General features: G+C 39.6%; 13 protein-coding genes and 1 pseudogene. 13 read left to right on the top strand and 1 reads right to left on the bottom strand.

The genetic code is table 11. The features are described from left to right. The first annotated feature begins 161 nt into the window (after positions 1–161). The 11 genes and pseudogenes from HT721_RS00505 (at position 162) to ciaH (ending at position 9,875) form a co-directional block, all read left to right on the top strand. On the top strand, positions 162–482 hold the full coding sequence (locus HT721_RS00505) for a PadR family transcriptional regulator (RefSeq protein WP_000665422.1): 321 nt from the start codon (positions 162–164) through the stop codon (positions 480–482). A gap of 3 nt (positions 483–485) precedes the next feature. Beyond that, a complete protein-coding gene (locus tag HT721_RS00500; RefSeq protein WP_173213714.1) occupies positions 486–1,301 on the top strand; it encodes a hypothetical protein in 816 nt (271 codons plus the stop codon). A 74-nt stretch (positions 1,302–1,375) separates the two neighbouring features. Beyond that, a complete protein-coding gene (locus HT721_RS00495) occupies positions 1,376–2,302 on the top strand; it encodes an aldo/keto reductase (RefSeq protein ID WP_173213712.1) in 927 nt (308 codons plus the stop codon). Between the two features lie 97 nt (positions 2,303–2,399). Beyond that, positions 2,400–2,636: a DUF2829 domain-containing protein gene (locus HT721_RS00490; RefSeq protein WP_000142161.1), complete on the top strand. Its 237-nt coding sequence runs from the start codon at positions 2,400–2,402 to the stop codon at positions 2,634–2,636. Further along, positions 2,629–3,327, top strand: coding sequence for a 3-oxoacyl-ACP reductase (locus tag HT721_RS00485; RefSeq protein ID WP_173213706.1), 699 nt, complete (start codon positions 2,629–2,631; stop codon positions 3,325–3,327). Before HT721_RS00490 ends, HT721_RS00485 begins: the two co-directional genes overlap by 8 nt. 9 nt (positions 3,328–3,336) lie before the next feature. Beyond that, positions 3,337–3,836, top strand: a pseudogene (locus tag HT721_RS00480) (NUDIX hydrolase). After that, complete coding sequence (locus HT721_RS00475; protein WP_173213900.1) at positions 3,814–4,662, top strand: putative PEP-binding protein; 849 nt, start codon at positions 3,814–3,816, stop codon at positions 4,660–4,662. The pseudogene HT721_RS00480 and the gene HT721_RS00475 overlap by 23 nt, the downstream one beginning before the upstream one ends. After that, on the top strand, positions 4,659–5,099 hold the full coding sequence (locus tag HT721_RS00470; RefSeq protein WP_173213704.1) for an ASCH domain-containing protein: 441 nt from the start codon (positions 4,659–4,661) through the stop codon (positions 5,097–5,099). Before HT721_RS00475 ends, HT721_RS00470 begins: the two co-directional genes overlap by 4 nt. Before the next feature lie 122 nt (positions 5,100–5,221). Beyond that, positions 5,222–7,768: a M1 family metallopeptidase gene (locus HT721_RS00465; RefSeq protein ID WP_173213701.1), complete on the top strand. Its 2,547-nt coding sequence runs from the start codon at positions 5,222–5,224 to the stop codon at positions 7,766–7,768. A 108-nt stretch (positions 7,769–7,876) separates the two neighbouring features. Continuing rightward, the gene (gene ciaR / locus HT721_RS00460) at positions 7,877–8,551 is read left to right on the top strand and encodes a two-component system response regulator CiaR (RefSeq protein WP_000590639.1); all 675 of its coding nucleotides are present in this window, start codon (positions 7,877–7,879) and stop codon (positions 8,549–8,551) included. Beyond that, on the top strand, positions 8,541–9,875 hold the full coding sequence (ciaH, locus tag HT721_RS00455) for a two-component system sensor histidine kinase CiaH (RefSeq protein WP_173213699.1): 1,335 nt from the start codon (positions 8,541–8,543) through the stop codon (positions 9,873–9,875). The genes ciaR and ciaH overlap by 11 nt, the downstream gene beginning before the upstream one ends. 28 nt (positions 9,876–9,903) lie before the next feature. Here the strand turns inward: ciaH and HT721_RS00450 are convergent, their stop codons facing one another. After that, positions 9,904–10,191 (bottom strand): DUF3270 domain-containing protein, encoded by a 288-nt coding sequence (locus HT721_RS00450; RefSeq protein WP_050390168.1) that lies wholly within the window; start codon positions 10,189–10,191, stop codon positions 9,904–9,906. Between the two features lie 139 nt (positions 10,192–10,330). Here HT721_RS00450 and HT721_RS00445 point away from each other — a divergent pair, with 139 nt between their 5' ends. Together HT721_RS00445 and HT721_RS00440 are read left to right on the top strand one after the other, a co-directional pair. Next, positions 10,331–11,260: a peptidase U32 family protein gene (locus HT721_RS00445; RefSeq protein WP_101785251.1), complete on the top strand. Its 930-nt coding sequence runs from the start codon at positions 10,331–10,333 to the stop codon at positions 11,258–11,260. Positions 11,261–11,459: 199 nt separating this feature from the next. Beyond that, positions 11,460–13,910: a bifunctional DnaQ family exonuclease/ATP-dependent helicase gene (locus HT721_RS00440; RefSeq protein ID WP_173213696.1), complete on the top strand. Its 2,451-nt coding sequence runs from the start codon at positions 11,460–11,462 to the stop codon at positions 13,908–13,910. Positions 13,911–13,937: the final 27 nt, after the last annotated feature.

The raw sequence follows: 13,937 nt of genomic DNA, 5'->3' as shown, positions 1-13,937 counted from the left end.
GACGAAGTCAGTAACCATACATACGGTAAGGCGACGCTGACGTGGTTTGAAGAGATTTTCGAAGAGTATTAACTATTATGCTTTACAAACTAGTATAGAAGTAGTATACTATAGGTGGAGCTACTAGTAGGTATTACAAAATAGATTAGAAGGGAGAAGTGATGAAGGAAACTCAACTATTAAAAGGTGTTCTTGAAGGTTGTGTCTTGGATATGATTGGTCAAAAAGAGCGATATGGTTATGAGTTGGTTCAAACTTTGCGAGAGGCTGGATTTGACACCATTGTTCCGGGAACTATTTATCCTTTGTTGCAAAAGTTAGAAAAAAATCAATGGATAAGAGGCGACATGCGTCCGTCGCCAGATGGTCCAGATCGGAAGTATTTTTCGTTAACTAAAGAAGGAGAAGAGCGTGTCTCGGTCTTTTGGCAACAATGGGACGATTTGAGTCAAAAAGTAGAAGGAATTAAGAATGGGGGTTAAACCATGAAGAAAATGAAGTATTACGAAGAAACAAGCGCTTTGCTGCATGAGTTTTCTGAGGAGAATCAGCAGTATTTTGAGGAACTGTGGGATAGTTTTAATCTTGCTGGATTTCTCTATGATGAGGACTATCTCAGAGAGCAGATTTATTTGATGATGTTAGATTTCTCAGAAGCAGAACGAGATGGCATGAGTGCAGAGGATTATCTAGGTAAGGATCCTAAAAAATTAATGAAAGAGATGCTCAAGGAAGCGCCACGTAGTTCTATCAAGGAGTCCCTTTTGACGCCAATTCTTGTCCTAGCGGTATTACGTTATTATCAACTACTAAGTGATTTTTCTAAAGGTCCTCTCTTAACAGTCAATTTGCTCACATTTTTAGGGCAACTTCTTCTTTTTCTGATTGGTTTTGGACTTGTGGCCACAATCTTACGTTGGGGGCTAGTCCAAGATTATCCTAAGATGAAAATTGGCACTTATGTTGTCGTTGGGACTATAGTTCTGCTAGTTGTTCTAGGATATGTAGGAATAGGAAGTTTCATACAAGAAGGAGCCTTTTATCTTCCTGCTCCCTGGTATAGTTTCCTTGTCTTTACGCTTTCTCTAGTCATCAGTATTTGGAATTGGAAAGAAGCGGTCTTTCGTCCCTTTGTCAGTATGATTGTTGCCCATCTTATTGTAGGCTCTCTGCTCCGTTATTATGCGTGGATGGGCATTTCAAATGTTTTCCTCACAAAGATTATTCCTTTAGCAGTTCTCTTTATTGGAATCTTTGTCTTGTTCCGTGGGTTTAAGAAGATAAAATGGAGTGAAATATAGTCAAAAAGCCGTTACAAAGCGGTTTTTTGTTATAATGAAGAGAAGAATGTTAGAAATTTAAGGAGAAAAATTTGATGAGATACATAACTCTTGGTCAAGATGATAAAGAATTATCAGAAATTGTTCTCGGAATGATGAGAATAGAAGATAAGTCTGTAAAAGAAGTTGAAGAGCTTGTAGAAACAGCACTTTCTGTTGGAATCAATGCTTTCGACTTGGCTGATATATATGGTCGTGGTCGTTGTGAAGAACTGTTAGGTCTTGTCCTAAAAAATCGTCCAGATTTAAGAGAAGAGATGTGGATTCAGTCAAAATGTGGCATTCGCATTGAAGAATTTACCTATTTTGATTTTTCTAAGGACTATATTATAAAATCAGTAGACGGTATTTTGCAAAGATTGAAGATTGATCATCTAGATAGCTTGCTTCTTCATCGACCAGATGCTTTGATGGAATCTGACCAAGTAGCAGAAGCCTTTGATCTCCTTTATAAACAAGGTAAGGTTCGAAATTTTGGAGTTTCTAATCAAAATCCTATGATGATGAAGTTGCTTAAAAAAGATGTCAAGCAGCCGCTAACTGTTAATCAGCTACAATTGAGTGCGGCTTTTACTCCAGGATTCGAATCAGGTTTTCATGTTAATATGGAAGATAGTCAAGCAGCTATGCGAGATGGCAGCATTTTTGAATATTGCAAATTACACGATGTGGTCATTCAAGCATGGTCTGTCTTACAATTCGGGTATTTTAGAGGGAATTTTGTTGGCAATGAGAAATTTCAAGCTTTAAATCAAGTACTTGAGCGTTTAGCTATTAAATATGGAGTAACTTCTTCAACTATTGCTATTTCTTGGATATTACGCTACCCAGCCAAAATGCAGGCAGTCGTAGGTACAACAAATCCTAAGCATTTGATAGAAGCTAGCCAAGCGACAAACTTTAATTTAACAAGAAAAGAATGGTATGAAATTTATCTTGCAGCAGGGAATAATTTGCCATAAGTAGAAGCAGATGTAAATAAATCACGGTCAAAAAGCCGTTGTAAAGCGGTTTTTTTGTTATAATTAAATGAAGAATGTAGAATCAAAGGAGAAAAATATGACATTTGAAGAAATGCTGCCTGGGTTAAAGGCTAAGAAAAAATATGTACGAACTGGTTGGGGAGGCGCTGAAAACTATGTCCAACTCTTTGATACTATTGAACAAAACGGGATTGCACTTGAAGTGACGCCCTATTTCCTAATCAACGTGTCTGGAGAAGGAGAAGGTTTTTCCATGTGGAGTCCGACACCTTGTGATGTTTTGGCGACGGATTGGGTAGAAGTGCATGACTAAATGTGTACTCATTACAGGCGTTAGTTCAGGAATTGGTCTGGCTCAAGCTAGCCTCTTTTTAGAGAAGGGCTATCAAGTTTATGGAGTTGACCAAGGTGAATATCCACTCTTACAGGGTGATTTCCACTTTTTACAGAGAGATTTGACCTTGGGCTTGGAGCCTATTTTTGACTGGTGTCCACAGGTGGATATTTTGTGCAATACTGCTGGAGTTTTGGATGATTATAAACCACTGTTGGAACAGACAGCGCAGGAAATTCAAGAAATTTTTGAAATTAACTACGTGACTCCAGTAGAGTTGACTCGATTTTATTTGACACAAATGTTGGAAAATAAAAAGGGAATCATCATCAATATGTGCTCCATCGCTTCTAGCCTAGCAGGTGGCGGTGGACACGCCTATACTTCTTCGAAGCACGCCTTGGCAGGCTTTACCAAGCAGTTGGCTCTAGACTATGCAGAAGCTGGGATTCAGGTATTTGGGCTTGCTCCAGGAGCAGTCAAGACAGCTATGACCGCTGCAGATTTTGAGCCAGGTGGATTGGCTGACTGGGTGGCTAGTGAAACACCCATCAAACGTTGGATAGAACCAGAGGAAGTGGCAGAAGTCAGTCTCTTTTTGGCCAGTGGAAAGGCATCTGCCATGCAGGGACAAATTTTGACAATAGATGGTGGCTGGTCTTTGAAGTAGGAGGATCTGATGGAAATCAAAAGACACTTTGGAGTCTACGCTGTTTGCTTTGAAAATAGGAAGTTACTCTGCATTGAAAAAACGAGAGGCCCTTATCAACATCGGTATGATCTACCTGGAGGCAGTCAGCAACTTGGTGAAGGACTGACGGAAACGCTGACTAGAGAAGTTATGGAAGAGACGGGATTTACTGTTAGAAGCTACTCTAATCCTCGAATCTACGATGTTTTCGTCAGGGAAGAGTTAAAAAATTTTATGGTTCACCATATCATGGCCTTGTATGATGTTGAAATGAATGAGAGTGCACCTCAAGTTACGATTTCGGAAGCTGTATCTGATGGTGCGAATGATTCACTGGGATATGTTTGGATGGATATTCAAGAGATTACAGAAGAAATGCATCGCTATTAGTCTTGAAGGTCAAAGCAGAGTTATTAGGATTTCCAGAACTGGGCAATACTTCTTACATGAATTGGAAGGTGAATGATGAAAAATCAACTTGCTCTTAGTGGCGAAAAACTTGATGAAAAAGTTTACCCACAACTATTTCATCATGTTGGCATGATTCGTGGGGAATATTTATTGAGAGAGCTCAATCAAAACATCCTGTTATCAAGTTGTCAGCAATTTGTAAAAGATTATCTAGACACTATTTGTTCCTTGTACTCGGATGAAGAGGTCTGGTATCGTTTTTCAGAATTAACGAATACAGAAGCCAATTGTTTAGAGGGAACTAAAGAGTATTTTGATGAACGTCATCCTTTGTTTGGTTATAGAGGAACTAGACGTTTACTAGCGTGTTCGGATGAATTTCAGGCTGAGGCAAATGTCGTTACAGAAGTTTATCAAACCAATCCCAATCTGTCTGTTATTTTTCCTTTTGTCAATGATGCCGATCAATTAAAGCAAGCTATTAGAGTATTACATCAGCATGGTTTTACTGGGAAAGTCGGAACGATGATTGAATTACCGTCAGCGTATTTTGACTTGGATAGGATACTGGAAACGGGCATTTCAAAGATTGTAGTTGGAATGAATGATTTGACTTCTTTTGTTTTTGCGACCGTGAGAAACAGTCAATGGCATGATATGGAAAGTCCAATAATGTTAGATATGCTAAGAGATATGCAGGATAAAGTAAGGATGAAAAAGATTGATTTTGCTGTAGCAGGCTATCTGAATACTTCTTTCATACAAAAAATAAATCAGATGGATATCGAATGCATTCTCCATTACAGCTCTATTCCGGAGATTTTTGATTTAGAAATTGACCATCCAGACCACCTCAAACGTGTAAAAGAAGAAAGTAAAAAATTACAAAGGAGAAACCCATGACACCGCAAGAAATGTGGAATAAATACAAACAAATCAATCCTTCTATCGGAGATGAAATCGATGCTTGGGCTTTTGGAGTGGAAGCCGATCTCTTGGCAGATTTGGTTTTAAAAGGAGAAAAGACAGCAACAGCTTCAGCCTACGACCTCTACGCACTAGAAGATGAACCCCTTCCGCAAGAAGGGACCTTCGATGTCATTTTAAATAGCCAAGATCAAGCTGTCTGTATTGTCGAAATTACAAAGGTTTCTGTTGAACCCTTCAATCAAGTTTCTGCTGATCATGCCTTTAAAGAAGGGGAAGGTGACAAATCTTTAGCCTATTGGCGTCAGGTTCATGAGGATTGTTTCGCCGAGTGGCTGAGGGAGGCAGGACAGACTTTTACACCTGACAGCAAGGTTGTTTTAGAAGAATTTCGCAAGGTCTACCCCCTGTAGACTGTTAGACGGAAGAAAGTTTTAGAAATCGCTGTCCAATCCTTTTTTCTTAGACAAAACATGATATAATAAGTTTGTTTGAAGAAGAGCTCTAGCTCTTAAACTTAGAATAGGAGAAAACTATGCAAGCAGTTGAACATTTTATTAAGCAATTTGTTCCTGAACACTATGATTTATTTTTAGACTTGAGTCGTGAGACCAAGACGTTTTCAGGGAAGGTGACCATCACTGGTCAAGCACAGAGTGACCGTATTTCCCTCCACCAAAAAGACCTGGAAATCGCTTCTGTAGAAGTTGCAGGTCAAGCTCGTCCATTTACAGTTGACCATGACAATGAAGCCCTTCATATCGAATTGGCTGAGGCTGGTCAAGTTGAAGTGGTTCTTACCTTTTCTGGTAAAATCACAGACAACATGACAGGGATTTACCCTTCTTATTACACAGTTGATGGAGTCAAGAAGGAAGTCTTGTCTACTCAGTTCGAGAGCCATTTTGCGCGCGAAGCCTTTCCATGTGTGGATGAGCCAGAAGCCAAAGCAACTTTTGACCTCTCTCTACGTTTTGACCAAGCAGAAGATGAATTGGCCTTGTCTAACATGCCAGAAATCGATGTTGAAAACCGTAAGGAAACAGGTATCTGGAAGTTTGAGACAACACCTCGCATGTCTTCTTACTTGTTAGCCTTTGTTGCGGGTGATTTGCAAGGTGTGACGGCTAAAACTAAAAACGGTACCCTGGTAGGTGTCTACTCAACCAAAGCACATCCACTTTCAAATCTTGATTTCTCACTGGATATCGCTGTTCGCTCTATCGAGTTTTACGAAGATTACTATGGAGTTAAGTACCCAATTCCTCAATCTCTCCATATCGCCCTTCCTGATTTCTCAGCTGGTGCTATGGAAAACTGGGGTCTGGTGACCTACCGTGAAGTTTACTTGGTTGTGGATGAGAACTCTACATTTGCTAGCCGTCAACAAGTTGCCCTTGTTGTTGCCCATGAATTGGCTCACCAATGGTTTGGTAACCTCGTAACTATGAAATGGTGGGATGACCTTTGGCTCAATGAAAGCTTTGCTAACATGATGGAGTACGTCTGTGTGGATGCTATTGAACCAAGCTGGAATATCTTTGAAGATTTCCAAACAGGTGGAGTACCTCTTGCTCTTGAACGTGACGCTACTGATGGCGTTCAGTCTGTCCACGTCGAAGTTAAACATCCAGATGAAATCAATACGCTCTTTGACGGAGCTATCGTCTATGCCAAAGGAAGTCGCCTCATGCACATGCTTCGCCGTTGGCTAGGTGATGCCGATTTTGCCAAAGGTTTACATGCCTACTTTGAAAAACATCAGTACAGCAATACAATTGGTCGTGACCTTTGGGATGCCCTTGGTCAAGCGTCAGGACGTGATGTCGCAGCCTTTATGGATTCTTGGTTAGAACAGCCTGGTTACCCAGTTCTTACTGTCAAAGTTGAAAATGATGTCTTGAAGATTTCACAAAAACAATTCTTCATCGGTGAGAACGAAGACAAGAACCGTCTCTGGGTTGTGCCACTCAATAGCAACTGGAAAGGCTTGCCAGATACACTTGAAACTGAAAGCATCGAAATTCCAGGCTACGCAGCTCTTCTTGCTGAAAATGACGGAGCTCTTCGTTTCAATACTGAAAATACAGCCCACTACATTACCGACTATCAAGGAGACTTGTTGGATGCAGTTCTTGCTGACCTAGTTAATCTTGATAACACAAGTAAACTTCAAATCGTTCAAGAACGTCGTTTGCTTGCTGAAGCAGGGCACATTTCTTATGCTGACTTGCTCCCAGTCCTTGATAAACTTGCTAAGGAAGAATCTTACCTTGTCGTTTCAGCCATTTCTCAAGTAATTTCTGCCCTCGAGCGCTTTATCGATGAAGGAACAGAAGCTGAAATAGCCTTCAAAGCCTTGGTTGCTAAATTGGCTCGTCACAACTATGACCGTCTTGGTTTTGAAGCTAAAGACGGAGAATCAGATGAGGATGAATTGGTTCGTCAGTTAGCCATTTCTATGATGATTCGCTCAAATGATGCAGAAGCTAGCCAAGTCGCTAGCCAAATCTTCGCGGCTCACAAGGAGAATCTTGCAGGACTCCCAGCAGCAATTCGCTCACAAGTTCTGATCAATGAGATGAAACATCATGAGACTAAAGACTTGTTAGCACTTTATCTTGATACTTATACTCACGCAACAGATGCTGTCTTTAAACGTCAGTTGGCAGCAGCTCTTGCCTATAGTAAAGATGCGGACAATATCCAAACCTTGATTGCTTCTTGGAAGGACAAATTTGTGGTCAAACCGCAGGACTTGTCTGCTTGGTATTACCAATTCTTAGGTCATCAAGCAACTCAGGAAACAGCTTGGTCTTGGGCGCGTGAAAACTGGGCTTGGATTAAGGCAGCCCTTGGTGGAGATATGAGCTTTGATAGCTTTGTTATCCTTCCTGCACACGTATTTAAGACTCAGCAACGCTTGGCAGAGTACAAGGAATTCTTTGAGCCACAACTTTCTGACCTTGCTCTTAGCCGTAACATCGGTATGGGAATCAAGGAAATTGCAGCGCGTGTTGACTTGATTAACCGTGAAAAAGCTGCAGTGGAAGCAGTCGTTCTTCAATACGGAAATGCATAAACAAGCCTAAAATAAAAAGAAAACTCAGCTATCTCATGTAAAATGCAGAGAGTTGAGTTTTTTTTAAGGCAAATTTGGTATAATGGTTTTAATAAGGAGGAGTTTCTCATGATAAAAATCTTATTAGTTGAGGATGACCTAGGCCTGTCAAATTCAGTATTTGACTTTTTAGACGATTTTGCGGATGTCATGCAGGTATTTGATGGAGAAGAAGGTCTCTATGAAGCTGAAAGTGGCGTCTATGATTTGATTTTGCTCGATTTGATGTTACCTGAAAAAAATGGCTTCCAAGTCTTGAAAGAATTGCGTGAAAAGGGGATTACGACTCCAGTTCTGATTATGACTGCCAAGGAAAGTTTGGATGACAAGGGACATGGATTTGAACTGGGAGCAGATGATTATCTGACTAAACCTTTCTACCTAGAAGAACTCAAAATGCGGATTCAAGCCCTTCTCAAACGTTCAGGTAAGTTTAATGAAAATACCTTGACTTATGGAAATATTGTGGTTAATTTGTCAACCAATACCGTTAAAGTCGAAGATACTCCTGTCGAATTGCTGGGGAAAGAGTTTGATTTATTAGTTTATTTCCTTCAAAATCAAAATGTTATTTTGCCTAAGACTCAGATTTTTGATCGTCTATGGGGATTTGATAGTGATACAACGATTTCGGTTGTCGAAGTTTATGTTTCAAAAGTCCGTAAGAAATTAAAAGGAACCACTTTTGCAGAGAATTTGCAAACCTTGCGCAGTGTTGGGTATATTTTAAAAGATGTTCAGTAAACTAAAAAAAACATGGTGTGCGGATGACTTTAGTTATTTTATCCGCAACTTTGGTGTCTTCACTCTGATTTTCTCTACCATGACTCTGATTATTTTACAAGTCATGCATTCGAGTCTTTATACTTCGGTGGATGATAAGCTCCACGGACTGAGTGAAAATCCTCAAGCAGTTATTCAGCTGGCAGTAAATAGGGCAACAGAAGAGATTAAAGATTTAGAAAATGCCGCTACAGATACTAGCAAGACTGAGATAAAACCCAATGTCAGTTCCAATACGGAAGTCATTCTCTTTGATAAGAACTTTACTCAACTTCTTTCTGGAAATCGATTTTTGGGCTTGGATAAGATTAAGTTAGAAAAGAAAGAACTAGGCCATATCTATCAGATTCAGGTTTTTAATAGCTATGGGCAGGAAGAAATCTATCGTATGATTTTGATGGAAACCAATATTAGTTCGGTTTCAACCAATATCAAGTATGCTGCTGTCTTGATAAATACCAGTCAGTTAGAGCAGGCCAGTCAAAAGCATGAGAAATTGATTGTGATTGTGATGGCAAGTTTCTGGATTTTGTCTTTGCTTGCCAGTCTCTATCTAGCTAGGGTTAGTGTTAGGCCCCTGCTTGAGAGCATGCAGAAGCAACAGTCCTTTGTGGAAAATGCCAGTCATGAGTTACGAACTCCACTCGCAGTTTTGCAAAATCGCTTAGAGACCCTTTTTCGTAAGCCAGAAGCTACCATTATGGATGTGAGTGAAAGCATTGCATCGAGCTTGGAAGAAGTCCGAAATATGCGTTTTTTGACGACAAACTTGCTGAACTTAGCTCGTAGAGATGATGGGATTAAGCCAGAACTTGCAGAAGTTCCAACTAGCTTTTTTAATACGACTTTCACAAACTATGAGATGATTGCTTCGGAAAATGATCGTGTCTTCCGTTTTGAAAATCGGATCCATCGCACGATTGTCACAGATCAGCTTCTCTTGAAGCAGTTGATGACTATCCTATTTGATAATGCTGTCAAGTATACTGAAGAGGATGGTGAAATTGATTTTCTTATCTCGGCGACCGATCGCAATCTGTATTTACTTGTTTCTGATAATGGAGTCGGTATTTCGACAGAAGATAAGAAGAAAATTTTTGACCGCTTTTATCGAGTTGATAAGGCTAGAACCCGACAAAAAGGTGGTTTTGGTTTAGGATTATCTCTGGCCAAGCAAATTGTAGACGCCTTAAAAGGAACCATTACTGTTAAAGATAATAAACCCAAGGGAACAATCTTTGAAGTGAAGATTGCCATCCACACACCATCTAAAAAGAAAAAATAAACATATCGCTCCGGATGGGGCGATATGTTTATTTTTTAAGTTTTCGTTTGATAACAGAGCGTTGGACTTTTAAAACAAGTAAGCTGGATACTATTGCTGCAGGTAAGGCGAGCACAGTTGTTAATTTTAATGATAAAAAGATAAAACTAAAGATGGCAATGCAGATACAAAAAACAGCGATATTGACAAAAAATAAAATTTCTTTGAGATTGCTATCAGTTTGTGCTTCAGGTGTATAAGCTTGATAATGAGGAAGTTGCTGGTTTAATTCTTCTTGATAGTCTACCTCATAGGATTGTAATTTTCTTACGGGCATGATTCTCTCCTTAACAGTACATACCTATTTTATCATTTTTTCAGCAGAGAATTATTACAGAAAGGTTACAAAAAGAATAAAGTCCCTTTTCATTTTCAAAGCATAGCTGATTTTTGAGAAATGTGGTATAATTTTTCTTATGGAAAAGATTATCATTACAGCAACTGCTGAAAGTATTGAACAAGTTAAACAACTGCTCGAAGCTGGCGTAGACCGTATCTATGTCGGTGAGAAAGATTTTGGCCTTCGTCTGCCAACAACCTTTAGTCATGACCAATTGCGTGAAATCGCTAAGCTGGTTCATGATGCTGATAAGGAATTGATTGTTGCAGTCAATGCCCTCATGCACCAAGATATGATGGACCGTATCAAACCTTTCTTAGACTTTTTGGAAGAAATCAAGACAGACTACATTACGATTGGGGATGCAGGTGTCTTTTACGTAGTCAACCGCGATGGTTATTCATTTAAGACCATTTATGATGCTTCAACTATGGTGACAAGCAGTCGTCAGATCAACTTCTGGGGACAAAAGGCTGGCGCATCTGAGGCTGTTTTGGCGCGTGAAATTCCATCAGCTGAACTTTTCAAAATGCCAGAGATTTTGGAAATTCCTGCTGAAGTTTTGGTTTACGGTGCTAGTGTCATCCATCATTCTAAACGTCCGCTCTTGCAAAACTACTATAACTTTACGCATATTGATGATGAAAAGACTCGCAAGCGTGACCTCTTCTTGGCTGAGCCAAGTGACCCAGAGAGCCACTATTCTATTTTTGAAGACAATCATGGTACCCACATCTTTGCCAACAATGACCTTGATTTGATGACCAAATTAACAGAATTGGTGGAGCATGGCTTTACTCACTGGAAATTAGAAGGTCTCTATACACCTGGTCAGAACTTTGTTGAGATTGCAAAACTCTTTATCCAAGCGCGTAGCTTGATCCAAGAGGGCAACTTTAGTCATGACCAAGCCTTCTTGCTGGATGAAGAAGTGCGCAAGTTACATCCTAAAAACCGTTTCCTTGATACAGGATTTTATGATTACGATCCTGACATGGTTAAATAAAGTAAATGATTCGTTGAGAGAAGGAAGATGCAAATATTTCTTCTCTCAATTTTTCTTATTCTCCAATATTTTCAAAAAAATAAGTAGGCTAGGATGCTCTGTTTGCTGGGATTTTTAAGGCAAGTAACCTTCTTGAGTTTGAAAATTATCCTATGTTTGCAGGTGCCAAATGGCCCTTTTTTTGGTATAATTTTTTATAATGAAAACGATTGGTAATCGCTATGTTGTGGTGGATTTAGAGGCAACTAGCACAGGTAGTAAGGCTAAAATTATCCAAGTGGGAATTGTTGTGATTGAGGACGGAAAAATCGTCGATCACTATACGACGGATGTCAATCCACATGAACCCTTAGATGCTCATATCAAAGAACTGACAGGATTGACAGACCAACGTCTGGCGCAAGCACCTGATTTTTCGCAAGTTGCTAGAAAAATCTTTGACTTGGTGGAGGATGGGATTTTTGTAGCCCATAATGTTCAGTTTGATGCTAATCTCTTGGCGGAGAATTTATTTTTTGAAGGCTATGAACTAAGAAATCTTCGTGTGGACACGGTCGAATTGGCTCAAGTCTTTTTCCCAGAACTGGAAAAATATAGTTTGCCGATTTTGTGTCAGGAATTAGGAATTCCTCTTAAGCACGCTCACACAGCCCTTTCAGATGCCCAAGCTACTGCTGAATTACTCTTATTTCTACGGGAAAAGATGGCCCAACTTCCTAAAGGTCTCTTGGAACGCTTGCTGGAAATGGCTGATGCTCTCTTATATGAGTCCTATCTGGTTATTGAAGAAATTTATCGAAGTCAATCTATCCTGAGTTCACCAAACTTGGTCCAAGTTCAAGGACTGTATTTCAAGAAAACTACAGCTCCCCTGGAGCTACGAAAACTATCTCAAGATTTTTCTAAAAATATTTCTTTGTTGAACCTTGAAGTGAGGGAGGAACAAGAAAGTTTTGCTAAAGAGGTTGGCTTGCTATTGAAAGATGAGCCTGTCTCTCTGATTCAAGCGCCGACTGGGATTGGGAAAACTTATGGCTATCTCTTACCCGCTTTGTCCCAAGTGGAAAATCGTCAGATTGTCCTTAGTGTTCCGACAAAGATTCTTCAAAATCAAATCATGGAAGAAGAAGGTAAACGTCTCAAGGAAGTATTTCATACAGATATTCATTCTTTAAAGGGACCACACAATTATCTGAAGTTGGATACCTTTTATCGTTCCTTGCAGGAAAATGATGAAAATCGCTTATTTAGACGTTTTAAAATGCAACTCTTGGTCTGGTTGACAGAGACAGAAACAGGAGATTTGGATGAAATTGGGCAACTCTACCGTTACCAACATTTTCTGACAGATCTTTGTCATGATGGGAATTTATCATCTCATAGCTTATTTGTGACGGAAGATTTTTGGAAACGTAGTCAAGAAAGGGCACAAACCTGCAAGCTTTTAGTGACCAATCATGCCTATCTTGTAACTAGACTGGAAGATAATCCTGAATTTGTCAGTGACCGTTTATTGATTATTGATGAAGTTCAAAAGATTTTGTTAGCTCTAGAAAATCTGCTTCAAGAGACCTACGATATCCAGTCTATTATCAATTTGCTTGATAAGGCTCTACTGGAGGAGCAAAATAAGGTCCAACAACGAATACTAGAAAGTATTCGCTTTGAGTGCTTCTACTTGATAGAACAATTTCAGTCTGGAAAATCTAGGAAAAATATCTTAGATTCTCTGGTCAATCTCCATCAGTATTTTTCAGAATTAGAGGTAGAAGGCTTTGAGGAGCTGGTTCGCTATTTTACAGCTGACCGAGATTACTGGCTTGAAGCAACTGAAACGAGTCAAAAGAAAATTCAGATTTCTTCTACGAAATCAGGCCGTATTCTTCTATCTTCCTTAGTGCCTGATTCATGTCAAGTCTTGGGAGTGTCGGCCACTCTTGAGATTAGTCAAAGAGTTTCTTTGGCAGACCTGTTAGGCTATCCCGAAGCTAAATTTGTTAAGATTGAAGCTTGTAAAAAACAGGATCAAGAAGTGGTCTTGGTCAAAGATTTTCCTCTAGTAACAGAAACTTCCTTAGAAGTTTATGCCCAAGAGGTAGCTGATTTACTGATGGGAGTTCAAGCTTTCCAGCAACCGATTTTGGTTCTCTTTACCGCTAAAGACATGCTTCTAGCAGTATCGGATTTACTTCCAGTTAGCCACTTGGCCCAGTATAAAAATGGGGATGTTCATCAGCTAAAGAAACGCTTTGAAAAAGGTGAACAACAAATCCTGCTTGGCGCAGCAAGTTTCTGGGAAGGAGTTGATTTTTCAAGTCATCCTTTTGTAATTCAAGTTGTACCAAGACTTCCTTTCCAAAATCCTCAAGAGCCCTTGACGAAAAAGATCAATCAGGAACTAATTCAAGAAGGGAAAAATGCCTTTTATGATTATCAATTGCCAATGGCTATTATTCGTTTAAAACAGGCTTTGGGAAGAAGTATGAGACGTGAACACCAACGTTCTTTAACTCTTATTTTGGATAGGAGAATTGTCGGAAAACGATACGGCAAGCAAATAGTGACTTCTCTAGCAAAAGAAGCGACTGTTAAAACCGTCTCTCGATCCGAAGTTGATGAAGCTGTTGATAAATTTTTAAATGAACTTTGATAAATAGTATTGTATGAAAGTATAAGG

It is taken from the genome of Streptococcus sp. 4094 (genome assembly GCF_013277125.1).
GTDB lineage: Bacteria > Bacillota > Bacilli > Lactobacillales > Streptococcaceae > Streptococcus.
This window is presented reverse-complemented; position numbering and strand designations above follow the sequence as displayed.

Bases quoted from the DNA above. Each gene is read 5' to 3' on its own strand.
- HT721_RS00505 (WP_000665422.1), top strand. From the start codon at position 162: ATGAAGGAAACTCAACTATTAAAAGGTGTTCTTGAAGGTTGTGTCTTG.
- HT721_RS00500 (WP_173213714.1), top strand. From the start codon at position 486: ATGAAGAAAATGAAGTATTACGAAGAAACAAGCGCTTTGCTGCATGAG.
- HT721_RS00495 (WP_173213712.1), top strand. From the start codon at position 1,376: ATGAGATACATAACTCTTGGTCAAGATGATAAAGAATTATCAGAAATT.
- HT721_RS00490 (WP_000142161.1), top strand. From the start codon at position 2,400: ATGACATTTGAAGAAATGCTGCCTGGGTTAAAGGCTAAGAAAAAATAT.
- HT721_RS00485 (WP_173213706.1), top strand. From the start codon at position 2,629: ATGACTAAATGTGTACTCATTACAGGCGTTAGTTCAGGAATTGGTCTG.
- HT721_RS00475 (WP_173213900.1), top strand. From the start codon at position 3,814: ATGAAAAATCAACTTGCTCTTAGTGGCGAAAAACTTGATGAAAAAGTT.
- HT721_RS00470 (WP_173213704.1), top strand. From the start codon at position 4,659: ATGACACCGCAAGAAATGTGGAATAAATACAAACAAATCAATCCTTCT.
- HT721_RS00465 (WP_173213701.1), top strand. From the start codon at position 5,222: ATGCAAGCAGTTGAACATTTTATTAAGCAATTTGTTCCTGAACACTAT.
- ciaR (WP_000590639.1), top strand. From the start codon at position 7,877: ATGATAAAAATCTTATTAGTTGAGGATGACCTAGGCCTGTCAAATTCA.
- ciaH (WP_173213699.1), top strand. From the start codon at position 8,541: ATGTTCAGTAAACTAAAAAAAACATGGTGTGCGGATGACTTTAGTTAT.
- HT721_RS00450 (WP_050390168.1), bottom strand. From the start codon at position 10,191: ATGCCCGTAAGAAAATTACAATCCTATGAGGTAGACTATCAAGAAGAA.
- HT721_RS00445 (WP_101785251.1), top strand. From the start codon at position 10,331: ATGGAAAAGATTATCATTACAGCAACTGCTGAAAGTATTGAACAAGTT.
- HT721_RS00440 (WP_173213696.1), top strand. From the start codon at position 11,460: ATGAAAACGATTGGTAATCGCTATGTTGTGGTGGATTTAGAGGCAACT.